The sequence below is a fragment of the Pseudomonas sp. Marseille-Q5117 genome (assembly GCF_946901175.1).
Classification (GTDB): domain Bacteria; phylum Pseudomonadota; class Gammaproteobacteria; order Pseudomonadales; family Pseudomonadaceae; genus Aquipseudomonas; species Aquipseudomonas iranensis.
Window position 1 is genome coordinate 18,209 of record NZ_CAMPPP010000013.1, and the last position, 24,123, is coordinate 42,331.

A 24,123-nucleotide genomic window follows, 5' to 3' on the forward strand; every position below is an offset into this window, starting at 1 on the left:
GGCTCGCTCCCACAGAAGTATGCGGGGAGAACAAGAGTCGATGAACCTCTCCGGCCCTTTCATCAAACGCCCCGTGGCAACCATGCTGCTATCCCTGGCAATCATGTTGCTCGGCGGGGTCAGCTTCGGTCTGTTGCCGGTATCGCCGCTGCCGCAGATGGATTTCCCGGTGATCGTCGTCCAGGCCAGTCTGCCGGGCGCCAGTCCCGAGGTGAGGCTTCAACGGTGGCCACGCCGCTGGAGCGTTCGTTCGGTGCGATTGCCGGCGTCAACACCATGAGCAGCCGCTCCAGTCAGGGTTCGACTCGGGTCATTCTGCAATTTGACCTCGACCGTGACATCAACGGCGCGGCGCGGGAAGTGCAGGCGGCGATCAATGCTTCGCGCAATCTGCTGCCAAGCGGGATGCGTAGCATGCCGACCTATAAAAAGGTCAATCCGTCGCAGGCGCCGATCATGGTGCTGTCGCTGACTTCGGATGTGCTGGAAAAAGGCCAGCTCTACGATCTGGCCTCGACCATCCTCTCGCAAAGCCTGTCGCAGGTGCAGGGCGTCGGTGAAGTGCAGATCGGTGGCAGTTCGCTGCCGGCGGTGCGCATCGAGCTCGAACCGCAGGCGCTGAACCAGTACGGCGTGGCCCTCGACGATGTGCGCAAGACCATTGCCGACGCCAACGTACGCCGGCCCAAGGGTTCGGTCGAGGACGGCGAGCGCCTGTGGCAGATCCAGGCCAACGACCAGTTGGAGAAAGCCAAGGATTACGAGTCGCTGATCATTCACTACGCCGACGGCGCCGCATTGCGTCTCAAGGATGTGGCGAAAGTCAGCGATGGCGTCGAAGACCGTTACAACAGCGGTTTCTTCAACGACGACGCGGCGGTGCTGCTGGTGATCAACCGCCAGGCAGGCGCCAACATCATCGAAACGGTCAACGAGATCAAGGCGCAGTTGCCCGCGCTGCAAGCGGTGCTGCCGGCCAGCGTCAAACTCAATCTGGCCATGGATCGCTCGCCAGTGATCAAGGCCACGCTGCACGAAGCCGAGATGACCTTGCTGATCGCCGTCGCGCTGGTGGTGTTGGTGGTGTACCTGTTTCTCGGTAACTTCCGCGCCTCGCTGATCCCGACCCTGGCGGTGCCGGTGTCGCTGGTCGGTACCTTTGCGGTGATGTACCTGTACGGGTTTTCGCTGAACAACCTGTCGCTGATGGCGCTGATTCTCGCCACCGGACTGGTGGTGGACGACGCCATCGTGGTGCTGGAAAACATTTCCCGGCACATCGACGAAGGCGTCAAGCCGATGCAGGCCGCGTACCTCGGCGCCAAGGAAGTCGGCTTTACCCTGCTGTCGATGAACGTCTCTCTGGTGGCGGTGTTCCTGTCGATCCTGTTCATGGGCGGGCTGGTCGAGAGCTTGTTTCGCGAATTTTCCATCACCCTGGCGGCGGCAATCGTGGTGTCGCTGGTGGTGTCCCTGACGCTGACACCGATGCTCTGCGCGCGCTGGCTCAAGCCGCACACCCCGGGCCAGGAAAACCGCTTGCAACGCTGGAGCCACAAGACCAACGACTGGATGGTTGGCAAATACGCCACCAGCCTCGACTGGGTATTGCGTCATCGGCGTCTGACCTTGTTCAGTCTGCTGCTCACCGTGGGCGTCAACATTGCGCTCTATGTAGTGGTGCCTAAAACCTTCCTGCCGCAGCAGGACACCGGCCAGTTGATCGGTTTCGTGCGTGGCGACGACGGTCTGTCCTTCAACGTCATGCAGCCAAAAATGGAAACCTTTCGCCGCGCCGTACTCAAGGATGAAGCGGTGGAAAGCGTGGCCGGGTTCATCGGCGGCAACAACGGCACCAACAATGCCTTCATGATCGTGCGCCTGAAGCCGATCAAGCAACGCCAGCTGTCGGCGCAGAAAGTCATCGAACGCCTGCGCAAGGAAATGCCCAAGGTGCCCGGGGCGCAGTTGATGCTGATGGCCGACCAGGATCTGCAGTTTGGTGGCGGCCGCGAGCAGACCAGTTCGCAATACACCTACATTCTGCAAAGCGGCGACCTCGCCGAGCTGCGCAAGTGGTTCCCGAAAGTGGTCACCGCGTTGCGTGCCTTGCCCGAGCTGACCGCCATCGATGCCCGCGAAGGTGCCGGGGCACAGCAGGTGACACTGATCGTCGACCGGGATCAGGCCAAGCGCCTGGGCGTCGACATGAACATGGTCACCGCCGTGCTCAACAACGCTTACAGCCAGCGGCAGATTTCGACGATCTACGACAGCCTCAACCAGTACCAGGTGGTGATGGAGGTCAATCCGAAATACGCCCAGGATCCGGTGACGCTCAAGCAGGTCGAGGTGATTACCGCTGACGGTGCGCGGGTGCCGCTGTCGACGTTCGCCCATTACGAAAACAGCCTGGAAAACGACCGGGTCAGTCACGAAGGCCAGTTCGCGTCCGAAAGCATTTCCTTTGACATGGCCGAAGGCGTGACGGTGGAGCAGGGCAGCGCCGCCATCGAACGGGCGATCGCCAAGGTCGGCCTGCCGGAGGATGTGATTGCGAAAATGGCCGGCACCGCTGACGCCTTCGCGGCCACGCAGAAGAGCCAGCCGTTCATGATCCTCGGTGCGTTGCTGGCGGTGTATCTGGTGCTCGGCGTGCTGTATGAAAGCTACATCCACCCGCTGACCATTCTTTCGACTTTGCCCTCGGCCGGGGTCGGCGCGCTGCTGTCGATTTATGCACTGGGGGGCGAGTTCAGCCTGATTTCCCTGCTGGGGATATTCCTGCTGATCGGCGTGGTGAAAAAGAACGCCATTCTGATGATCGATCTGGCGCTGCAATTGGAGCGTCATCAGGGCCTGTCGCCGCTGGAGTCGATCCGCAGCGCCTGTCTGCAACGCCTGCGACCGATTCTGATGACCACGCTGGCGGCGATCCTCGGCGCCTTGCCGTTGCTGCTCGGCCGCGCCGAGGGTGCCGAAATGCGCCAGCCGCTGGGACTGACCATCATTGGCGGCCTGGTGTTCAGCCAGGTCCTGACCCTTTACACCACCCCGGTGGTTTACCTCTATCTCGACAAGCTGCGCCATCGCTTCAACAAATGGCGTGGCGTGCGCACTGATGCCGCTCTGGAAACTCCGCTATGACTGACCGTTCGCTTCTCCAATTGGCCACCGTTCGCGGCTCGCGCCTGTTGAGCCTGTCGCTGTGCGTGGCGCTGCTCAGCGCTTGCGCAGTCGGCCCGGACTACCAGCGCCCGCAAACTGCCGAAATCGCTCAGTTCAAGGAAGCCGAGGGCTGGCGTCAGGCCAACCCCAGCGACTCGCTGGCCCGTGGCGCCTGGTGGGAGTTGTACGGCGACCAACAGCTCAACGCCTTGATCGAAAAACTCAACAGCTCCAACCAGACCGTTGCCCAGTCGGAAGCGCAGTTTCGTCAGGCGCAGGCCTTGGTGCGCAGCGCGCGTGGGGCGTTTTACCCCAGCGTCGACCTGAGTCTGGGCAAGACCCGCTCGAGTCAGGGCACCGGCAGCAGCAGTTCGAGCCTGAGCAGTTCCTCAAGCGGCATCCGCGACACCTACAACGCGCAACTGGGCGTCAGTTGGGAAGCCGATGTCTGGGGCAAACTGCGTCGTGGCCTGGAGGCGGATGAGGCCAACGCTCAGGCGAGCTTTGCCGATCTGGCAGCGATGCGTCTGAGTCAGCAATCGGAACTGGTGCAGAACTACCTGCAACTGCGGGTCATCGATCAGCAGAAGCGTTTGCTCGAGGCCACTGTTGCCGCTTATGAACGCTCGCTGAAAATGACCCAGAACCAGTACCGCGCCGGGGTTTCCGGGCGCGATGCGGTGGCGCAGGCGCAAACCCAGCTGAAAAGCACCCAGGCCGATCTGGTTGATCTGATCTGGCAGCGCGCGCAGTTCGAAAACGCTATTGCCGTACTGACCGGCGAAGCACCGGCCAACTTCAGCATTGCCGAAAGCCAGAGCATCCCGAATCTGCCGCAGGTACCGCTGAGCTTGCCTTCACAACTGCTGGAACGCCGTCCTGACATCGCTTCGGCCGAACGCTCGGTGATTGCCGCCAATGCCAACATCGGCGTGGCGAAAGCCGCGTATTACCCGGACCTGACCCTGAGCCTGAGCGGCGGCTACAGCAGCAGTACCTCGAAAAACCTGATCAGCCTGCCGAACCGTTTCTGGTCGGTCGGCCCGCAGCTTTCTTTGCCGCTGTTCGACGGTGGCATTCGTTCGGCCGAGGTTGACCGCAGCGAGGCAGCCTATGACGAAACCGTCGCCCGCTACCGCCAGACCGTTCTCGACGGTTTCCGTGAAGTGGAAAACTATCTGGTCCAGCTCAAGGTGTATGAGGACGAAGCTGCGGTGCGTCAGGAAGCGCTGGACGCCGCCCGCGATTCCCTGCGCCTGACGGAAAACCAGTACAAGGCGGGCCTGATTGCCTATATCGATGTGGTAGTGGTGCAGGCCACCGCGCTTAGCAACGAACGCAGTGTGCTGAATATTCTGCAGAACCGACTGATCGCCAGCGTACAACTGATCGCCGCACTGGGCGGCGGCTGGGACGGCCAACTGGACGTCAGCGACAACCGCTGAACCTGTGGGAGCGAGCTTGCTCGCGAAAGCGGTGGGTCAGGCAACTACGATGGTGGCTGTGCCGACGCCTTCGCGAGCAAGCTCGCTCCCACAGGGATTCGCGTTCGAATGGTGAAGGGTGGTCGGACGCTGAAAATTGTGGGAGCGAGCCTGCTCGCGAAAGCGGTGGGTCAGGCAACTACGATGGTGGCTGTGCCGACGCCTTCGCGAGCAAGCTCGCTCCCACAGGGATTCGCGTTCGAATGGTGAGGGGTGGCTGGACGCTGAAAAATTGTGGGAGCGAGCCTGCTCGCGAAAGCGGTGGGTCAGTCGAGCGAGATGTTGAAAGTGCTGACGCCTTCGCGAGCAGGCTCGCTCCCACGGGAATTAGTGTATGGCGTGAGATCGCTTTCACAAGGTGTGCTTAAAGCCCACCGCAGAGCCTTGTAGGACGATCGAACAAGCGTTTCATCGGCTTGATGGCAATTTGGTTACTTTGTCAGTGCGTTCTTCCGCGCAATCAGTACAATCGCCGCATTTGCCCGACCGAGAATGGAAGCAGTACGGTTTCGGCTTGTCACGAGAACGTCCATGCTCATCGGCAGCTACTCCTTCACCCTGGTTTTCATTTCGTTGTGCGTGGCCATTCTGGCTTCCTACACGGCGCTCGATCTCACCGGGCGCATCGCCACGGCGAAAGGCCGGGCCGTGCATTTCTGGACGGCGGGCGGGGCGTTGGCGATGGGCGTTGGCGTCTGGTCGATGCACTTCATCGGCATGCTCGCCTTCAAATTGCCGATCGACCTGGGCTACGACTTCGCCCTCACTGCGCTGTCGCTGCTGATCGCGGTGCTGTCCTGCGGTTTTGCGTTGTGGCTGGTCAGCCAACCGAAACTGCCACTGGCGCAACTGGCCTTCGGTGCGTTGATCATGGGAGCGGGCATCAGCGCCATGCACTACACCGGCATGGCCGCGCTGCGCATGACCCCGGGCATTGATTACGACCCGACATTGTTCAGCGCCTCCCTGCTGATTGCCGTCGGCGCCTCGGCAGCGGCATTGTGGATTGCCTTTCGTCTGCGCCAGCATTCTCCCTATGTGCGGCTGATTCGTGCCGGCGCGGCGGTGATCATGGGGGTGGCGATTGTCGGCATGCACTACACCGGCATGGCGGCGGCGCAATTTCCTGACGGCAGTTTCTGCGGCGCGACGCTCAATGGCTTGAAGGGCAACGGCCTCGACAGCCTGGTCGTGGTCACCACGCTGGCGGTGCTGTCGATTGCCCTGTTGACCTCGATTCTCGATGCCCGCCTCGAAGCGCGCACCGCTGATCTGGCGCACTCGCTGACGGTGGCCAATCGCGAACTCACCCAATTGGCCTTGCACGATCCGCTGACCAGCCTGCCCAATCGCATGTTGCTCGACGACCGCATCAATCAGGCAATCAGAAAAGTTGAAGAGCAGGGCGGCTGCTTCGCCTTGATGTTCATCGACCTCGACGGCTTCAAACCGGTCAACGACGCATTCGGCCATCACATGGGTGACCAATTGCTGCGCGAGGTCGGCGCGCGTCTGCGTGAAGACCTGCGCAGCCAGGACACGTTGGCGCGGATCGGTGGCGATGAATTCGTTTTGCTGGTGCGCTTGAGCGAGCCCAATGACGCCTTGAGCCTGGCTGCGCGTCAGGTCGGCCTGATCGGTCGCACGTTCCGCGTCGCCGAGCATGATCTGCAGATTTCCGCCAGCGTCGGCATTGCCCTGTATCCGGGCAACGGCGCCAACGCCCAGGAACTGCTGATGAACGCCGACGCCGCGATGTACCACGCCAAGGGCGGCGGCAAAAACGGCTACAGCTTCTTCGATGCGTCGATGAACACCAACGCGCGCAAACAACTGCAACTGTTGCAGGACCTGCGCGCGGCCATCGAGCACAACCAGTTCTGCCTGCATTACCAACCCAAATTCGACGCCGCCAACGGTCGCCCCGTCGGTGCCGAAGCGCTGCTGCGTTGGAAGCATCCGCTGCATGGCATGCTGATGCCGGATAAATTCATCGATCTGGCGGAGAAAACCGGGCTGATCATTCCGATGGGCGAATGGGTGCTTAATGAAGCCTGCCGGCAGATGCGCGAATGGTACGTGCTCGGTTACACCGACTGGCGCATTGCCGTGAACCTCTCGGCCTTGCAGTTCTGCCATGCCGGGCTGGTGCAAAGCGTGGCCAAGGCGCTGGCGAACCACCACTTGCCGGCCAACAGCCTGACCCTGGAAATCACCGAAACCACAGCGATGAGCGACGCTGACGCGAGCATGACCGTCCTGCAAGAGCTGTCGGACATGGGCGTCGACCTGTCGATCGACGACTTCGGCACCGGTTATTCCAGCCTGATGTACCTCAAGCGCCTGCCGGCCAATGAGCTGAAGATCGACCGTGGTTTCGTCCGCGATCTGGAACATGACAGCGATGATGCGGCGATCGTCTCGGCGATTGTCGCGCTGGGGCAGGCCCTGGATCTGCGGATTGTCGCCGAAGGCGTCGAGACCGGCGCGCAACAGGATTTCCTGACCAAACTGGGCTGTGATTCGCTGCAGGGCTATCTGCTTGGCCACCCGATGCCGGCGGAGCGCTTCATGCAGGACATCGTGCGCGGGCAACGGCTGGCGGTGGTCTGAGAGACCCTGTGGGAGCGAGCTTGCTCGCGAAGGCGCCCGGATAGGCGCCACATGCAAAACCCGCCAATCGCAGTTATTCTTCCCCCGACTGTTACGTGTGCACGTGGGGGAAGGCCAGCATGGATAAAGTCATTGTCATCACCGGGGGCGGGCGCGGAATCGGCGCGGCTACGGCATTGTTGGCAGCCGAACAGGGCTACCGGATCTGCATCAACTATCAGTCGGATGAACAGGCCGCACACAACGTACTAGAGCAGGTTCGCGCCTTGGGCGCACAGGCCGTCGCGGTCCGCGCCGATGTCAGCATCGAAGACGAAGTAATCGCTATGTTTCAGCGCGTCGACGCCGAACTGGGCCGGGTTACTGCGCTGGTCAACAACGCCGGCACCGTCGGGCAGAAGTCGCGAGTCGATGAAATGTCCGAATTCCGCATCCTCAAAATCATGAAAACCAACGTGCTGGCGCCGATCCTCTGCGCCAAGCACGCGATCCTGCGCATGTCGCCCAAACACGGCGGGCAGGGCGGCAGCATCGTCAACGTCTCCTCGGTCGCGGCACGCCTCGGTTCGCCAAACGAGTACGTTGATTACGCCGCATCCAAAGGCGCGCTCGACACCTTTACCATCGGTCTGTCGAAAGAAGTCGCGGGTGAGGGCATTCGCGTCAATGCCGTGCGTCCGGGCTACATCTACACCGACTTCCATGCCCTGAGCGGCGACCCGGATCGGGTCAGCAAGCTCGAATCGGCGATTCCCATGGCCCGGGGCGGGCGGCCGGATGAAGTGGCGGAGGCGATTGTCTGGTTGCTGTCGGACAAGGCTTCGTATGCGACGGGGACGTTTGTTGATTTGGGGGGTGGGCGGTAAACCGGTGGATTTGCAGTGTTAAAGCCGGCCTCTTCGCGAGCAGGCTCGCTCCCACATTGGTTCTGTATTCACAAATCAACTGTGGGAGCGAGCCTGCTCGCGAAGGGGCCAGTCCAGACAACATCTATCCCTCAGAACGACCGCACAATCCGCCCCAACGTCTCCATGGCCTTTTCCGATTCCTCGGTCCACGGGCTGCCGTAATTCAAGCGAATGCAATTTCTGAAACGCTGGGTCGGCGAGAATATCGGCCCCGGCGCGATGCTGATGCCTTGCGCCAATGCCATTTGAAACAGCTTCAGCGAATCCATCTGCTCCGGCAATTCCAGCCATAGAAAGTAGCCGCCCGCCGGCTGGCTGACGCGGGTCTGCGCCGGAAAATACCTAGCAATTGCCGCGAGCATCGCGCTCTGCTGTTCTTCCAGGGCATAACGCAGTTTGCGCAGATGCCGATCGTAGCCGCCGTGTTGCAGATAATCGGCAATCGCCGCTTGCGCCGGCATCGAAGCGCACAGCGAGGTCATCAGCTTCAGCCGTTCGATTTTCTGCGCGAAACGCCCGGCCGCCACCCAGCCGATGCGGTAACCGGGCGCGAGGCTTTTGGCGAACGAGCCGCAATGCATGACCAGTCCTTCGGTATCAAAAGCCTTGGCCGGTTTTGGCGCCTGTTGCCCGTAATAAAGCTCGGCGTAGACGTCGTCCTCGATCAATGGCACCTGATGCTGACGCAGCAGTTCGACCAGTTCCTGTTTCTTCGCCTCGGGCACGGTCGCGCCCATCGGGTTCTGGAAACTGGTCATGCACCAGCAGGCCTTGATCGGGTGACGTTCGAGGGTTTGCGCGAGCACGCCGAGGTCGATGCCGTCACGCGGATGCACGGGGATTTCCACGGCTTTGAGCTTCAGGCGCTCCAGCACTTGCAGGCAGGCATAAAACGCCGGGGCCTCGATGGCCACCAGATCGCCGGGCTCGGTCACTGCTTGCAGGCACAGGTTCAGCGCTTCGAGGGCGCCGTTGGTGATCAGTAGCTCTTCCATCGGCAGCATCAGCCCGCCGACCATGTAGCGCAGGGCAATCTGTCGACGCAATTGCGGATTGCCCGGCGACATGTCGGTGACGACCATGCGCGGATCCATCTCCCGCGCGGCGCTGGCCAGTGAGCGGGACAGGCGTTGCAGCGGGAACAGCGTCGGGCTGGGGAAGGCCGAGCCGAAGGGCACGGTGTTGGGGTCTTTGATCGAATCGAGCACCGAGAACACCAGTTCGCTGACGTCGACTTCGGTGGATTCGTTGACCTGGCTGCTGATCACCGGCTCGGAAAATGTGCTCGGTGTATGGGCGTTGACGAAGTAACCGGAGCGCGGCCGGGCGCGGATCAGGCCGCGGCGTTCGAGCAGGTAATAGGCCTGGAACACGGTCGACGGGCTGACCCCGTAAGCCTGGCTGGCATAGCGCACCGACGGTACCCGCTGGCCAGGGCCGAGGACGCCGGAGCGGATCAGTTCAGCGATGTCGTCGGCGAATTTTTCGTAGCGTTTCATCGAAGGGCCTTGGTGGACTTGATTTTGTGGGGTGTCAGGGAAGGAGCCCTCACCCTAGCCCTCTCCCAGAGGGAGAGGGGACTGATTGGGGGATGCTGATGAAATACGCCGACCTGACAGTGCTTTGCCGAATCCATAATCGACTCGGTCTTTCAGGTCGATGCATTGCGACAGACACCTCGGTCGGCTCCCTCTCCCTCCGGGAGAGGGCTGGGGTGAGGGCAACAATGCCAGCTGCTCAACGATTCATCGGCGCCACAAACCGGCTCGTCGCCACGCTGTATACCTGCGGCTCGTCACTGTCTTCAATCCTGAAACTCAACGTCTGCGAACTGCTCGCCGGGCGCTCGGTGGTCATCGCCACCGACACCGGCACATCGACAATCTCCCCGGGCGCCAGGCTCAATGCCGTTTTGCCCTGCAATTCAAACCCGTCGCCATCAACCAGACTCAACCGGTAATCCTGCCGTTGCTGAGTCTTGTTGATCACTTTCAGCGAATAAATATTCTCGATCTGCCCCTGGGCGTTCTCACGAAACAACCCGCGATCCTTGGTCACGTCCAGCGACACCATCGGTCGCTCGATCAATGCCAGCACCAACGCGCCAATCATCACCAGTAACACCGCCGTATAGCCAATCAAGCGCGGACGCAGCAGATGAGTCTTGCCGCCCTGCAATTCGCGCTCGGAACTGTAGCGGATCAGGCCGCGCGGGTAATGCATTTTGTCCATGATCGAATCGCAGGCATCGATGCACGCTGCGCAGCCGATGCATTCCATTTGCAAGCCATCGCGGATGTCGATGCCGGTCGGGCAGACCTGCACGCACAGCTGGCAGTCGATGCAATCACCCAGGCCGGCTTCGACCGGGCGCACGTCACGCTTGCGCGGACCCCGGTTTTCGCCGCGGGCGGCGTCGTAGGCAATGGTCAGCGTGTCCTTGTCGAACATCACACTCTGGAACCGCGCATACGGGCACATGTGCATGCACACTGCCTCACGCAGCCAACCGGCGTTGATGTACGTGGCGGCGGCGAAGAACAGCACCCAGAACAGGCTGACGCCACCGATCTGCAGCGTCAGCAGTTCTTCGGCCAGCGGCCGGATCGGGGTGAAATAGCCGACGAAGGTCAGGCCGGTGATCACGCTGATTGCCAGCCACAGCGTGTGCTTGGCGGCACGCCGCGCCAGTTTGTTCAGGCTCCATGGCGCCGCTTGCAGTTTGATGCGCTGGTTGCGCTCGCCTTCGGTGATCTTCTCGCACCACATGAAGATCCACGTCCACGAACTCTGCGGGCAGGTGTAACCGCACCAGACGCGACCGGCAAACACGGTGATGGCGAAGAGTCCGAACGCGGCAATGATCAACAGCGCCGAGAGCAGAATGAAATCCTGCGGCCAGAACGTCGCGCCGAAGATGTGGAATTTGCTTTCCGCCAGATCCCAAAGTACGGCCTGCCGACCGCCCCAGTTCAGCCACACGGTGCCGAAAAACAGCACGAACAGAACGCCGGCACCGCTCATACGCAGGTTGCGGAACAGGCCGGTGAAACTGCGAGTGTGGATCTGCTTGTCGGTGGATCCGGCGGTCGCTTTCAGTGGGCGCGCGGGTACGCTTTTTATCGTTGGCGATGCTTCTACGGTTCGGACGGGGATTTGCTCGCTCATGTTCGTTCGCTCATCAGCCTCCATCAGGCCGATGCACTATGAGCGCCGATCTGTTTGCAGAACAGACTCAGGTTTGGCAATAAAAAGCGGATCAGATGAGGTTTGGCGCAATGCCTGCGACAACTTGAAGCAACCTGCCAGGCAAGGCGCAAACGCCTATTGCAGGCGTCTGCGTCGGGTGTTGATGGAGACCAATCAAACCACCGAATCACTGTCATCGGCCTTCAGATGTTTGCGCCCGTCCTTGGCCCCGGCGACGGTCAAGGCATCGGCTTCTGCTTCGGTGATGTAAGTGCGTTTGCCTTCGATTTCCACGAACGACATGGCTTTGTCGCTATCGGTCATGACTTCCAGGGTGTCACAGATGCGAATTTCCTCACCATGCTCGACGGTAAAAAAACACACTTTCTGCTCGGGGTTGGATTCATCGATTCGAACGGGCATGGCGGCAGTCCTTGTTCCAGGGAGGTCTGCATATTAGGAAGCGCAGCGCGCCGATCGTTCTGCGCAACCGATTAATGGTCGCTGTTGTCCATCGCTTATCAAGCCAATAACAAGGGAAGCACGATGGAAGACTGGTGGGATGAAGTGTGGGCCACGATGCAAGCCGAATTTGCCGATATCGGCGATGCCTCGCAAATGACCCGGATCACCGTACGTCTGGTGATGGCGGCGATTCTCGGCGGGATTCTCGGATTTGAGCGCGAGCATAAAGGCAAGGCAGCGGGCGTTCGCACGCACATGCTGGTGGCATTGGGTGCTGCGCTATTCGTATTGGTGCCGCAGACCTCGGGCGCAGAATCCGATGCGATGAGTCGCGTATTGCAGGGCGTGATTGCCGGGATCGGCTTTCTCGGCGCCGGCACCATTCTGAAAAATCAACAGGGCGACGAGGCCCATGTCAAAGGCCTGACCACGGCGGCGGGTTTATGGATGACGGCAGCGATCGGCGTGGCGGCGGGGCTGGGCAAGGAAGCGACGGCATTGCTCAGTACCATTCTGGCACTGGCGATCTTCAGCGTGATGCCGTACGTGGTGAGGGTGTTCGAAAAGGATGTCGACAAGAATGACCACCTCTGACTCCTCGCCGGCTGATGATCGTTCCCACGCTCCGCGTGGGAATGCCTCAACGGACGCTCCGCGTTCGGCTCTGGATGGGACGCAGAGCGTCCCGGGCTGCATTCCTTTGCTGCGCGTGGGAACGATCAGATCAGACGCGGAGCGTGGGAACGATCAGGGGGCAAGCGTCAGACGATCACCGGCGGCATCGTGCTCGGTGGCTCTTCTTTCGGTGGTGGCGTGGTGCCTGGCGGCTCTTGTTCGGGCACCGCCGGCGGCTCGGTCTCCGGCAGGGTGGGTTTGTCGATGTTCGGATCGGGCGTTTCCGCCGGGATCGGGATGCTCATCAAGTGACCTCCGTATGGCACATGGCGTGGGACGTGCTTAAGTGAGTTGACCCGGCCACGACAAATTCGATCCGCAGGTTTGTCTTGTTAATTTCATCTGAACTTTTCCCCGCGCCGGTTGCTCGGAACCTAAGTGAGTTCATGACAGGGCCGGCGCTTTGTCGCGAATACTGTTCCGGCACAAGAGCGTCCTTGGGGCGTTAAGGAGAGATGCTCAATGACTGCTGAAAGACCTTCAGAGCTGAGTTACAACCCGCACATGCCGCTGTCGCAGGCGTTGCTGCTGCCACGTATCGTCATCGAAAACACCATGCCGACTCTCGACGGCGGCCAGTTCGCCGCCAAATCGATTGCCGGGCGCGAAGTGGTGGTGACCAGCAAAGTGTTTGCCGACGGCCATGACAAGCTCGCCGTGCGTATTCGCTGGCGCGAGGAAGGCCAGGAAACCTGGCAGACCGAGGTCATGTCCGATCAGGGCAACAACACTTGGCAAGGCCAGTTCCGCCCTGAGGAGCAGGGCCGCTACCTGTATTGCATCGAAGCGTGGATCGACCATTTCGCCAGCTTCCAGTACGAACTGGAAAAGAAGCACAGCGCGGCGGTGCCGGTTTCTCTGGAGTTGCAGGAAGGCCGCACGATGGTGCAACAGGCCGCCGAACGCAGCGAAGGCCAGCTCAGCGAGCAGCTCGCCGCGCTGCACCATGAATTGTCGGGCCTGCTCGGAAACGAGCAGGTTGCGCTGTTTCTGCACTCGCGCAGTGCAGAGCTGATGGCTCAGGCCGATCACCGCGCCTACCTCAGCGTCAGCGCCGAATTCCCCATGGACGTCGAGCGCGAACTCGCCGAGTTCGCCAGTTGGTATGAGCTGTTTCCGCGCTCGATCACCGACGATCCCCAGCGTCACGGCACTTTCAACGATGTGCATTCGCGTCTGCCGATGATTCAGGACATGGGCTTCGACGTGCTGTATTTCACGCCGATTCACCCGATCGGCCGCGCCCACCGCAAGGGCCGCAACAATTCCCTGACTGCCGGCCCGGACGATCCCGGCAGTCCGTACGCGATCGGCAGCGAAGAGGGTGCCACCGAAGCGATTCCCTCGCACCTCGGCCCCCGTGAAGATTTCCGCCGCCTGGTGGCTGCCGCCGCCGACCATGGTCTGGAAATCGCTCTCGATTTCGCCATCCAGTGCTCCCAGGATCACCCGTGGCTCAAGGAGCATCCGGGCTGGTTCAACTGGCGCCCGGACGGCACGATCAAATACGCCGAAAACCCGCCGAAGAAATACCAGGACATCGTCAACGTCGACTTCTATGCGCCGGACGCGATTCCGAGCCTGTGGGTCGAGTTGCGCGACATCGTCGTCGGCTGGGTCAAGGAAGGCGTGAAGATCTTCCGCGTTGACAACCCGCACACCAAACCGCTGCCGTTCTGGCAATGGCTGATCGCCGATGTGCGCACGCTGTATCCGGAAGTGATTTTCCTCGCCGAGGCCTTCACCACGCCGGCGATGATGGCGCGTCTGGGCAAGGTCGGGTATTCGCAGAGCTACACCTATTTCACCTGGCGCAATACCAAGGCCGAGCTGGCGGAATATTTCACCGAACTCAATCAGTCGCCGTGGCGCGAATGCTACCGGCCGAATTTCTTCGTCAACACCCCGGACATCAACCCGGCGTTTTTGCATGAGTCGGGGCGTCCCGGTTTCCTCATTCGCGCGGCGCTGGCGACTATGGGCTCGGGGCTGTGGGGCATGTATTCCGGTTTCGAATTGTGCGAATCGGCGCCAGTACCGGGCAAAGAGGAATATCTGGATTCGGAGAAATACGAGATCCGCGTCCGTGATTTCACTGCACCCGGCAACATCATTGCCGAAATCGCTCAGCTCAACCGCATCCGCCGGCAGAATCCGGCGCTGCACACGCATCTGGGCCTGAAAATCTACAACGCCTGGAACGACAACATTCTGTACTTCGGCAAGCGCAGCGCCGATGGCAGCAATTTCATTCTGGTCGCGGTCAGCCTCGATCCGCATAACGTGCAGGGAGCGAATTTCGAACTGCCGCTGTGGGAAATGGGCCTGCCGGACGATGCCACCACCCATGGCGAAGACTTGATGAATGGCCATCGCTGGGACTGGCACGGCAAGTATCAGTTCATGCGTATTGACCCGGCGTATCAGCCGTTCGGGATTTGGCGGATTTCAGCTTCGTAACATTTGCACCGCCTCCGTGGCGAGGGGATTTATCCCCGTTGGGGCGCGCAGCGGCCCCTTTTTTCAAGCTGCACCGCGTTAACAATTTGCGACTGCTGCGCAGCCGAACGGGGATAAATCCCCTCGCCACAGGGGCTCACCAATGCGAGTCCCTCGGTGTATCAGAGAATTTTTCAGGAGTTCCACATGGCGAAGAAACCCAAGGCAGCCGCCTTCATCAAAGACCCGCTCTGGTACAAGGACGCGGTGATCTATCAGGTTCACGTCAAATCGTTTTTCGACTCCAACAATGACGGGATCGGCGACTTTCCCGGGCTTATCGCCAAACTCGATTACATTGCCGACCTCGGCGTCAACACCATCTGGCTGCTGCCGTTCTACCCCTCGCCACGTCGCGACGACGGCTACGACATCGCCGAATACCGTGGCGTGCACAGCGACTACGGGACCATGGCCGACGCCAAGCGCTTCATTGCCGAAGCGCACAAGCGCGGGCTGCGGGTGATCACCGAGCTGGTCATCAACCACACCTCCGACCAGCACCCGTGGTTCCAGCGTGCGCGTAAAGCCAAGCCGGGTTCGGCGGCGCGGGATTTCTACGTCTGGTCCGATGACGATCAGAAATACGACGGCACGCGGATCATCTTTCTCGACACAGAGAAGTCCAACTGGACTTGGGACCCCGTCGCCGGTCAGTACTTCTGGCACCGCTTCTACTCGCACCAGCCGGATCTGAACTTCGATAACCCGCAAGTGATGAAAGCCGTGTTGTCGGTGATGCGCTACTGGTTGGACATGGGCATCGACGGCCTGCGTCTCGACGCAATTCCGTACCTGATCGAGCGCGACGGCACCAACAACGAAAACCTGCCCGAGACCCACGACGTCCTCAAGCAGATCCGTGCCGAGATCGACGCCAACTATCCCGACCGCATGCTGCTGGCCGAGGCCAATCAGTGGCCGGAAGACACCCAGCTGTATTTCGGTGACACCGATGCCGCTGGGGTCAATGGCGACGAATGCCACATGGCCTTCCACTTCCCGCTGATGCCGCGCATGTACATGGCGCTGGCGCAGGAAGATCGCTTCCCGATCACCGACATTCTCCGGCAGACCCCGGAAATTCCGGCGAATTGCCAGTGGGCGATTTTCCTGCGCAACCACGATGAGCTGACCCTGGAAATGGTCACCGATCGTGAGCGCGATTACCTGTGGAACTACTACGCCGCTGACCGTCGCGCACGGATTAACCTCGGTATTCGCCGCCGTCTCGCACCGTTGATGGAACGCGACCGTCGCCGCATCGAACTGCTCAACAGTCTGCTGCTGTCGATGCCCGGCACGCCGACTCTGTATTACGGCGACGAAATCGGTATGGGCGACAACATCTACCTCGGCGACCGCGACGGCGTGCGTACGCCGATGCAGTGGTCGATCGACCGCAACGGCGGTTTCTCCCGCGCCGATCCGGCCAGTCTGGTACTGCCGCCGATCATGGACCCGCAGTATGGCTATCAGTCGGTCAACGTCGAAACCCAGTCCGGCGATCCGCATTCGCTGTTGAACTGGACGCGGCGCCTGCTGGCCGTGCGCAAGCAATCGAAAGCCTTCGGCCGTGGCACGTTGAAAATGCTCTCGCCGGCCAACCGTCGCGTGCTGGCTTATACCCGCGAATACACCGATGTCGATGGCAAGCACGAAATCATCCTGTGCGTGGCCAACGTCTCGCGCAGTGCGCAAGCAGTGGAGCTGGATCTGTCGGCGTACGTCGGCATGGTGCGGGTGGAAATGCTCGGCGGTAACGCGTTCCCGCCGATCGGTCAGTTGAATTTCCTTCTGACCCTGGCGCCGTACGGCTTCTATTGGTTCGCGCTGGCAGCGGAGAACCAGATGCCGAGCTGGCACGTCGAGCCGGCGCAGAGCCTGCCGGACTTCACCACGCTGGTACTGAAAAAACGCATGGAAGAGCTGCTCGAAGCGCCGTCGCGTACGACGCTGGAGCAAAGCATTCTGCCGAGCTGGCTGCAGAACCGTCGCTGGTTCGCCGGCAAGGACGCGGCGATCGAGAAGGTCAATCTGGCTTATGGCGTGCGTTTCGGCGACGCCCAGCATCCAGTGCTGCTCAGCGAAATCGAGGTCACCAGCGGTGGCCAGACCAATCGTTATCAACTGCCGTTCGGCTTTATTGCCGAAGACCATGTCGGCCCGCCGTTGCCGCAGCAATTGGCGCTATCGCGTGTACGCCGTGTGCGTCAGGTCGGCCTGATTACCGATGCGTTCAGTCTGGAAACCTTCGTCCGCGCCGTTCTGCAAGGCATGCAGAACAACACCGTACTGGAGTCGATCGAAGGCGAAATCCGCTTCGAACAGACAGATCATCTGGAAAAACTCGGCCTCGGCGCCGAGTCGGATGTGCGCTACCTGTCGGCCGAGCAATCGAACAGCTCCGTGGTTGTCGGCAACAGCCTGGTGCTTAAGCTGATACGCAAAGTGGCTTCCGGCGTACACCCGGAACTGGAGATGAGCGCTTACCTGACCGAGGCCGGGTTTGCCAATATCTCGCCACTGCTCGGTTCGGTGATTCGCCGCGACGCGCAGGGTGAAGACAATCTGCTGATGATCGCTCAGGGTTATCTGAGCAATCAGGGCGATGCATGGGAATGGACGCAGAACAACCTCGAACGGGCGCTGCGCGATGAACTGGCCGACGCCATGTCCGAGCAGGAGCAGCATTACAACGCGCTCGGCGAGCTGAAGGACTTCGCCGGCATGCTCGGCCAGCGTCTGGGCGAGATGCATCAGGTGCTCGCTGCGCCAACCGACAACGCGGACTTTGCGCCGCAAGTGTCGTCGAGCAAGGACATGGCCACGACGGCCAAGGATGTCACTGCCCAGGTCGAACATGCCTTGAAACTGCTCAAGCAGCATCAAGGCGAGTTGAACGCGGCGGACCAGAAACTGGTCAAGCGTCTGCTCGACGAGAAGAAAACCATTCTTGCCCATGTGCAGGATCTGGCGAAGAAAGCCACTGGCGGCTTGCGCATCCGGGTGCATGGCGACTTGCATTTGGGTCAGGTGCTGGTGATCAAGGGCGATGCCTACCTGATCGACTTCGAGGGCGAACCGGCGCGGCCGTTGAGTGAGCGTCGCGGCAAGCACAGCCCGTACAAGGATGTCAGCGGCGTACTGCGTTCGTTCGATTACGCAGCGGCGATGACCATCAACGTACACAACGTTGATAACAGCACCGAAGCCGAAGCGGCGCGTAAACGGGTCGCCGAGCGTTATCTGCGCGAAGCACGCGAGGCATTTGTCCAGGCATACCGCGAGGCAGCAGCTAGTCTTGAGCATGCCTGGCAGGATCCTCAGGGTGCCGACGCCGCGCTGGCGTTGTTCGGCCTGGAAAAAGCCGCTTATGAAGTGGCCTACGAGGCGGAAAACCGCCCAACGTGGCTGCCCGTGCCATTGCACGGCTTGTATGGATTATTGACAGGGCTTAAACCCTTTTCCGATCTTGGTGGAGAGTAGTCATGAGTTTCTCGAACAAGGAACAGGGTGTGGTAAAGGAAGCATTGTTACCCTCGGCACGCGACATTGATGCTTTGGTGCGCGCTGAACATCAGGACCCGTTTTCCATTCTCGGCCCGCACGGCGATGGCGCTGGCGGGCAGTTCATCCGCGCCTATCTGCCCGGTGCGCTGAGTGTGGCGGTGCTGGACAAGGACAGCGGCGAAGAGCTTGGCCCGCTGGAGATGACCGAGACGCCGGGGCTGTTTGTCGGCCATTTCGATCGGGCGCGACCGTACCTGTTGCGCACGCGTTGGGCCGGTGGCGAGCAGGTCGCCGAAGATCCGTACAGCTTTGGTCAGCTGCTCGGCGAAATGGATTTGTATCTGTTCTCCGAAGGCAATCACCGTGACCTCAGCGCTTGCCTCGGTGCACAGTTGAAAACCGTCGATGGCGTTGACGGCGTGCGCTTTGCCGTGTGGGCGCCGAATGCCCGCCGTGTCTCGGTGGTTGGCGATTTCAACGTCTGGGACGGTCGTCGTCACCCGATGCGCCTGCGCCATCCTTCGGGCGTGTGGGAGTTGTTCATTCCGCGTTTGCAAGCGGGGGAGTTGTACAAGTACGAAATCCTCGGCGCCCACGGCATTCTGCCGCTCAAGGCCGACCCGATGGCGCTGGCCACCAGCCTGCCACCGGACACCGCCTCGAAAGTCGCCTCGCCATTACAGATCGACTGGCAGGATCACGAGTGGATGAACTCCCGTCAGGATCGCCAGCAGCGCTCCAAGCCTCTGTCGATCTATGAGTTGCACGCCGGTTCCTGGCAGTGCGAGCTGGATGATCTCGGCGAAGTCGCGCGCCAGTACACCTGGCCGGAACTGGCCGAGCGGCTGATTCCTTATGTCAAAGAGCTGGGATTCACCCACATCGAACTGATGCCGATCATGGAGCACCCGTTCGGCGGTTCCTGGGGCTATCAGTTGCTTTCGCAATTCGCGCCGAGTGCGCGTTACGGCACGCCGGATCAGTTCGCCGCGTTCGTCAACGCCTGCCATCAGGCCGACATCGGTGTGATCCTCGACTGGGTACCGGCGCATTTCCCCACCGATACCCACGGCCTGGCCCAGTTCGACGGCACCGCGCTGTACGAATACGGCAACCCACTGGAAGGCTTCCATCAGGATTGGGACACGCTGATCTACAACCTCGGTCGCACCGAAGTGCACGGTTACATGCTGGCCTCGGCGCTGCACTGGCTGAAACACTTCCACATCGACGGCCTGCGTGTCGATGCCGTGGCCTCGATGCTATACCGCGATTATTCGCGCAAGGCTGGCGAATGGGTGCCGAACCGCCACGGCGGTCGGGAGAACCTGGAGGCCATCGACTTCCTGCGTCATTTGAACGACGTGGTTGAACTGGAAGCGCCGGGTGCGCTGGTGATCGCCGAAGAGTCCACCGCATGGCCGGGCGTCAGCCAGAGCACCCAGCAGGGCGGCTTGGGCTTTTCTTACAAATGGAACATGGGCTGGATGCACGATTCGCTGCACTACATCCAGCAGGACCCGGTGTACCGCGCCCATCACCACAACGAGTTGAGTTTTGGCCTGGTCTACGCCTGGTCGGAGCGCTTCATCCTGCCGATTTCACACGACGAAGTGGTGCATGGCAAACACTCGCTGATCGACAAGATGCCCGGCGACCGCTGGCAGAAATTTGCCAACCTGCGCGCCTATCTGAGCTTCATGTGGACGCATCCGGGCAAGAAGCTGCTGTTCATGGGCTGCGAGTTTGGCCAATGGCGCGAGTGGAACCATGATCAGCAGCTGGACTGGTACCTGCTGCAGTATTCCGAGCACAAAGGCGTGCAGAAACTGGTGGGCGATCTCAACCGGCTGTATCGCGAAGAGCCGGCACTGCACGATCAGGACGACGCGCCGCAAGGCTTCCAGTGGTTGATTGGCGATGATGCGATCAACAGCGTTTACGCATGGCTACGCTGGAGCAAGGACGGCTCGCCGGTTTTGGTCGTCGCCAATTTCACGCCGGTACCGCGCCAGTCGTATCGGGTCGGCGTGCCGTTTGCCGGACGCTGGACCGAGCTGTTCAACAGTGACGCCGACATTTATGCCGGCTCCAACTATGGCAATGGCGGCGGAGCGTTGACCGATGAAGTACCGAGTCATGGTCAATCCTTGTCGCTGGAACTGAATCTACCGCCTTTGGCGGTGTTGATTCTCAAGCCGCAGGGCTGATCCAGGAACAGTAAAACTGTGGGAGCGGGCTTGCCCGCGATGAGGCCGTCACATTCAGCATCTCTGTTGACTGAGATGCCGCCATCGCTGGCAAGCCAGCTCCCACAGGGTTTTTCAGTGATCAGCAGATCACCAGCGCATCCGCACGCCGAGGCTGCCGATGATCCCGTTCAGGTCATTGTCATCCACATCGCTGCTGTAATCGGCGCTCATGTACAGGCTTACCGCCGGTGTGACCCGCGCCACCAGACCCAAACCCAATTCCACTGTTGAAGACTTGCGGCTGCTGCTGATCTTGTCGACCTGATCGAGGGTCACCGTGCTGCCGGTGTAAACGGTGTGCCAAAGGTTGGTGCGCACGTAGGGTTCGACAGGCAACCCGTTCAAGTCATAACTGCCTTTCAACCGCGCACCGACGCGGCCACTCCACGCGGTCAGGTCGGTGGAAGAGGCATTGCCCGAGCCGGCGTACGGAGCGTCGAGACTGATGCGCTGGTTGATCAGTTGTGCCTGCGGCTCGACCACCCAGTTTTCACTCAAGCCGATCGGGTAACCGCCTTCGACGGAAAAGGTCATCGCATTGCCTTCGGTGGCTTGCCGATTACCTTGCGCAGTGCGACTGAAGCCGCTGACCCGACCGCCGCTGGCCGACAGGTCGACGTGCCAGCCTTGCGCACCCACCAGACTGTAATAGGCGCCAAGGCTCTGGCCTTGCAGGTTGAGGCTGTCAGTGTTGCGGTCGGCGAGGGCACGTCGGGTCAGCGCACCATCGGCATTCAGCTGGACCTGATTGTCGCCACCTATAAGACCAAGGGTCTGAGTGGTCCCGTTAGCGCTTTTCAACGTGACCACGGCCGGACCTTTGAACTCGCCAGCGGCCATCGCATAACCGGATGAAAGTGCGTCGGTCTGTGCTTGCCGAGCGCTTTTGCCGTACAGCTCGTCCCAAGCAGATGGGGCAAGATCCTCAGTGATCAGGCGCGAACTCTGCTGACTCAATGGCAGTGGTCCGGGTGTTATCACGGTTACTGGCAAGGTCAGCACCGGTACGTCGGCGTGATACCACGCGGGTTCGTCCGCCGCAGATCCCGCATGCGCCTCCATGGACGAGCACAGCAGCAGTGAACCTGACACTGTGCAAAGAGTGATTTTCAGTTCGTTTGAGGTCATTGAAGTTTTCATGGAGGTCTACCTTGCAAGCGCATGCGTCATCTCGTGTTTGGCGTCTCTCCTACCCCGAACGAGGGGCGACCGAATAGAGCGGGGCGAACCGCGGCTGCTCGATTTCGCGAGTGCCGGAAGGTCAGCCCCAGTAGTGATTCCGGGGGTAGTAAGGTAGAGATAAGAAGAGCGACGCCTGCGCGTCAAGAAAATGCACGATGAATGGTGCACTTAAATCGGCCTTCGCAAGCGTTTGTTTTTCTGCACATAACTAAGTGTTTGTTTGCATGGAAAAACGCTTGCGAAGCAGACGGCTGACGGTTTTTTGCCGCCGACGAAAGGTCCTTCCTAGCGGTAGTTGCCGGGAAGGCCTGTCATTTAATTGCTGTCAAAAACGCAGCTACAGGTGTACTTCAACTGCTAACGGCAAGTGATCTGAAAGATGCGTCCACGGCTTGTTGCCAAGAATGCGTGGGTCATGGCTGCTGGCATTGCGCAGATAAATCCGGTCAAGCCTCAGCAAGGGAAACCGCGCCGGATAGGTTTTCGCCGGGCGCCCATGGTGACGCTCAAAGGCTTCATGCAGATAATCGCGACGGGCGAGGGCGGCGTTGCCTTGCAACTGCCAGTCATTGAAATCGCCGGCGATGATCACCGGCGCATCGTCGGGTAGAGATTCAAGCAGCTGACAGAGCAGCTGCAACTGCAATTGCCGATGGCTTTCCAGCAGACTCAAATGCACACAGATTGCATGCACCTCGGCATGCCCAGGCACATCAAGAATGCAGTGCAACAGCCCGCGCCGTTCAGGCCCGGTGATCGACACGTCGAGGTTGCGATATTCGCGGATCGGGTATTTCGACAGCAGCGCGTTGCCGTGGTGGCCATCCGGGTAAACGGCGTTGCGCCCGTAGGCAAAATCGCTCCACATGCTGTCGGCGAGGAATTCGTACTGCGACGTCTGCGGCCAGTCGTTGTAACGACTGGAATGGCGTTCGTGCTCACCCACCACTTCCTGCAGAAACACCAGATCGGCCGAGGTACTGCGCATCGCTTCGCGCAGCTCCGGTAGAACGAACCGCCGATTCAGCGCGGTGAAGCCCTTGTGGGTGTTGACCGTGAGTACCCGCAGGCGATGAATGACTGGCGCGTCGACCGCTTGACGCTTGGGATCGCTGGACACGTTCACTCCTCTGAATTGGGCCATGCCTGTTCATGCGACTGGTTTGAGGGGGTGGCAGTTCCTTACGATGATTCACTGCTGGGCCAATGTGGGAGCGAGCCTGCTCGCGAAGACTTCATCACATTCAATACATCTGACACATGACACACCGCTTTCGCGAGCAGGCTCGCTCCCACAGGTATGTTGAGCTTCCGCCGTTCAGAAGAAGACGATTTCATACGGCAAGCGCATCCGCTCCAGCAGCACGGGCGGCAGCAGCGGGGCGATGCCGATGGCCGGTTCGCCCTTGAGCTGGCTGGCATAGGCGTGGGTCGCGTGGCTCTTGCGCGCGACCGTCCAGGTGTCGAGCCGCAGCTTGCGCGCGCGTTCCCAGGGAATCATTTGCTGCTCGCGCTCCGGCCAGTGCCAGGCCCACACCGGCACATCGTGATAGGTCGCCCCGGCCTTTTGCGCCGCGTCGAAACTGGCGCGCCCGACCACTTCATGATCCGGCGGGCCATCCTTGCGCCAGGTACTGAACACTACGTCGCCCGGTCGCAGGTAACGGCCGATGAACTCGGTGAGTTGGCTTTGCTGATCACTCAGTGCGTTGTCGGTAAAGCCGCCGCGCACCCACTTCAGGCTGTGCATGGGCAGGCCGAGGCGGCGCAGGGCTTCGACGCTTTCCTGCGGGCGGAACACGCTCAGACGTTGTTCCGACCACTGGCGCGAGCCGGGGTGGCTGGCGCTACCGTCGGTAATCGAGAGCAATTGCAGGGGATGGCCAAGGCTGGAGAGCAGTTGCAGCAGACCGCCGCAAGTGACCACTTCATCGCCCGGATGCGGGGCGATGACCACGGCGCGGGCGCCGGCGGGTACCAGGCTGTGGGTGTTGATGACGGGAATATTGTCGAGTTGCGGCGCGCTGTTCCAGATCTGTGCCGGCAGGCCGTGTTCGTTGAGCAATGACGATTTCATGAGTGCGACGTCCTTGTGGTATCTCGCCCTCAGTCGTGAGCAGCCAACGCTGATCGCGGCCCGTGAAGGCAAATGAATAGCAACGGTGCAGTGCTCCA

Annotated in this window: 14 protein-coding genes and 1 pseudogene; 8 read left to right on the forward strand and 7 right to left on the reverse strand. The window is 60.7% G+C overall.

Going from position 1 to position 24,123, the window contains the following annotated elements:
- The first annotated feature begins 40 nt into the window (after positions 1-40).
- The 4 genes and pseudogenes from OC605_RS19395 to OC605_RS19410 all read left to right on the forward strand — a co-directional run bounded on the left by OC605_RS19395 (position 41) and on the right by OC605_RS19410 (position 8,131).
- Positions 41-3,147, forward strand: a pseudogene (locus OC605_RS19395) (efflux RND transporter permease subunit).
- Positions 3,144-4,613, forward strand: coding sequence for an efflux transporter outer membrane subunit (locus tag OC605_RS19400; RefSeq protein WP_130926885.1), 1,470 nt, complete (start codon positions 3,144-3,146; stop codon positions 4,611-4,613). The pseudogene OC605_RS19395 and the gene OC605_RS19400 overlap by 4 nt, the downstream one beginning before the upstream one ends.
- 570 nt (positions 4,614-5,183) lie before the next feature.
- Entirely contained in the window at positions 5,184-7,265 is a 2,082-nt protein-coding gene (locus tag OC605_RS19405; protein ID WP_262138873.1) for a putative bifunctional diguanylate cyclase/phosphodiesterase, read from the forward strand.
- 119 nt (positions 7,266-7,384) lie between these two features.
- Complete coding sequence (locus OC605_RS19410; protein WP_262138875.1) at positions 7,385-8,131, forward strand: SDR family oxidoreductase; 747 nt, start codon at positions 7,385-7,387, stop codon at positions 8,129-8,131.
- Positions 8,132-8,262: 131 nt separating this feature from the next.
- On the opposite strand, the gene mapR is transcribed toward OC605_RS19410, so the two are convergent.
- The 3 genes from mapR to OC605_RS19425 form a co-directional block, all read right to left on the reverse strand.
- A complete protein-coding gene (gene mapR / locus OC605_RS19415) occupies positions 8,263-9,672 on the reverse strand; it encodes a GntR family transcriptional regulator MpaR (RefSeq protein WP_071172353.1) in 1,410 nt (469 codons plus the stop codon).
- Between the two features lie 238 nt (positions 9,673-9,910).
- Entirely contained in the window at positions 9,911-11,341 is a 1,431-nt protein-coding gene (gene ccoG / locus OC605_RS19420) for a cytochrome c oxidase accessory protein CcoG (protein WP_262138877.1), read from the reverse strand.
- 195 nt (positions 11,342-11,536) lie between these two features.
- Complete coding sequence (locus OC605_RS19425; protein WP_024012873.1) at positions 11,537-11,785, reverse strand: DUF3203 family protein; 249 nt, start codon at positions 11,783-11,785, stop codon at positions 11,537-11,539.
- Positions 11,786-11,908: 123 nt separating this feature from the next.
- On the opposite strand from OC605_RS19425, the gene OC605_RS19430 reads away from it, so the two are divergent.
- Complete coding sequence (locus tag OC605_RS19430) at positions 11,909-12,421, forward strand: MgtC/SapB family protein (protein WP_016774631.1); 513 nt, start codon at positions 11,909-11,911, stop codon at positions 12,419-12,421.
- A gap of 167 nt (positions 12,422-12,588) precedes the next feature.
- Here the strand turns inward: OC605_RS19430 and OC605_RS19435 are convergent, their stop codons facing one another.
- Positions 12,589-12,747, reverse strand: a complete 159-nt coding sequence (locus tag OC605_RS19435; protein WP_165368403.1) for a hypothetical protein — start codon at positions 12,745-12,747, stop codon at positions 12,589-12,591.
- A gap of 217 nt (positions 12,748-12,964) precedes the next feature.
- On the opposite strand from OC605_RS19435, the gene OC605_RS19440 reads away from it, so the two are divergent.
- The 3 genes from OC605_RS19440 (at position 12,965) to glgB (ending at position 20,724) form a co-directional block, all read left to right on the forward strand.
- Entirely contained in the window at positions 12,965-14,962 is a 1,998-nt protein-coding gene (locus tag OC605_RS19440) for an alpha-1,4-glucan--maltose-1-phosphate maltosyltransferase (RefSeq protein WP_262138881.1), read from the forward strand.
- A gap of 186 nt (positions 14,963-15,148) precedes the next feature.
- Positions 15,149-18,490 (forward strand): maltose alpha-D-glucosyltransferase, encoded by a 3,342-nt coding sequence (treS, locus tag OC605_RS19445; RefSeq protein WP_262138883.1) that lies wholly within the window; start codon positions 15,149-15,151, stop codon positions 18,488-18,490.
- 2 nt (positions 18,491-18,492) lie between these two features.
- Positions 18,493-20,724, forward strand: a complete 2,232-nt coding sequence (gene glgB, locus OC605_RS19450; protein ID WP_262138885.1) for a 1,4-alpha-glucan branching protein GlgB — start codon at positions 18,493-18,495, stop codon at positions 20,722-20,724.
- A 129-nt stretch (positions 20,725-20,853) separates the two neighbouring features.
- Here the strand turns inward: glgB and OC605_RS19455 are convergent, their stop codons facing one another.
- From OC605_RS19455 to OC605_RS19465, 3 genes are all read right to left on the reverse strand, one after another.
- Complete coding sequence (locus OC605_RS19455; RefSeq protein ID WP_262138887.1) at positions 20,854-21,906, reverse strand: autotransporter outer membrane beta-barrel domain-containing protein; 1,053 nt, start codon at positions 21,904-21,906, stop codon at positions 20,854-20,856.
- Between the two features lie 379 nt (positions 21,907-22,285).
- Entirely contained in the window at positions 22,286-23,068 is a 783-nt protein-coding gene (locus OC605_RS19460) for an endonuclease/exonuclease/phosphatase family protein (RefSeq protein WP_016774637.1), read from the reverse strand.
- Positions 23,069-23,266: 198 nt separating this feature from the next.
- Positions 23,267-24,025: a PIG-L deacetylase family protein gene (locus OC605_RS19465; protein ID WP_016774638.1), complete on the reverse strand. Its 759-nt coding sequence runs from the start codon at positions 24,023-24,025 to the stop codon at positions 23,267-23,269.
- Positions 24,026-24,123 lie beyond the last annotated feature (98 nt).

Coding starts and splice junctions, on each gene's coding strand:
- OC605_RS19440 (WP_262138881.1), top strand. CDS start 12,965: ATGACTGCTGAAAGACCTTCAGAGCTGAGTTACAACCCGCACATGCCG.
- ccoG (WP_262138877.1), bottom strand. CDS start 11,341: ATGAGCGAGCAAATCCCCGTCCGAACCGTAGAAGCATCGCCAACGATA.
- OC605_RS19425 (WP_024012873.1), bottom strand. CDS start 11,785: ATGCCCGTTCGAATCGATGAATCCAACCCCGAGCAGAAAGTGTGTTTT.
- OC605_RS19410 (WP_262138875.1), top strand. CDS start 7,385: ATGGATAAAGTCATTGTCATCACCGGGGGCGGGCGCGGAATCGGCGCG.
- OC605_RS19465 (WP_016774638.1), bottom strand. CDS start 24,025: ATGAAATCGTCATTGCTCAACGAACACGGCCTGCCGGCACAGATCTGG.
- OC605_RS19405 (WP_262138873.1), top strand. CDS start 5,184: ATGCTCATCGGCAGCTACTCCTTCACCCTGGTTTTCATTTCGTTGTGC.
- glgB (WP_262138885.1), top strand. CDS start 18,493: ATGAGTTTCTCGAACAAGGAACAGGGTGTGGTAAAGGAAGCATTGTTA.
- OC605_RS19455 (WP_262138887.1), bottom strand. CDS start 21,906: ATGAAAACTTCAATGACCTCAAACGAACTGAAAATCACTCTTTGCACA.
- OC605_RS19435 (WP_165368403.1), bottom strand. CDS start 12,747: ATGAGCATCCCGATCCCGGCGGAAACGCCCGATCCGAACATCGACAAA.
- mapR (WP_071172353.1), bottom strand. CDS start 9,672: ATGAAACGCTACGAAAAATTCGCCGACGACATCGCTGAACTGATCCGC.
- OC605_RS19400 (WP_130926885.1), top strand. CDS start 3,144: ATGACTGACCGTTCGCTTCTCCAATTGGCCACCGTTCGCGGCTCGCGC.
- treS (WP_262138883.1), top strand. CDS start 15,149: ATGGCGAAGAAACCCAAGGCAGCCGCCTTCATCAAAGACCCGCTCTGG.
- OC605_RS19430 (WP_016774631.1), top strand. CDS start 11,909: ATGGAAGACTGGTGGGATGAAGTGTGGGCCACGATGCAAGCCGAATTT.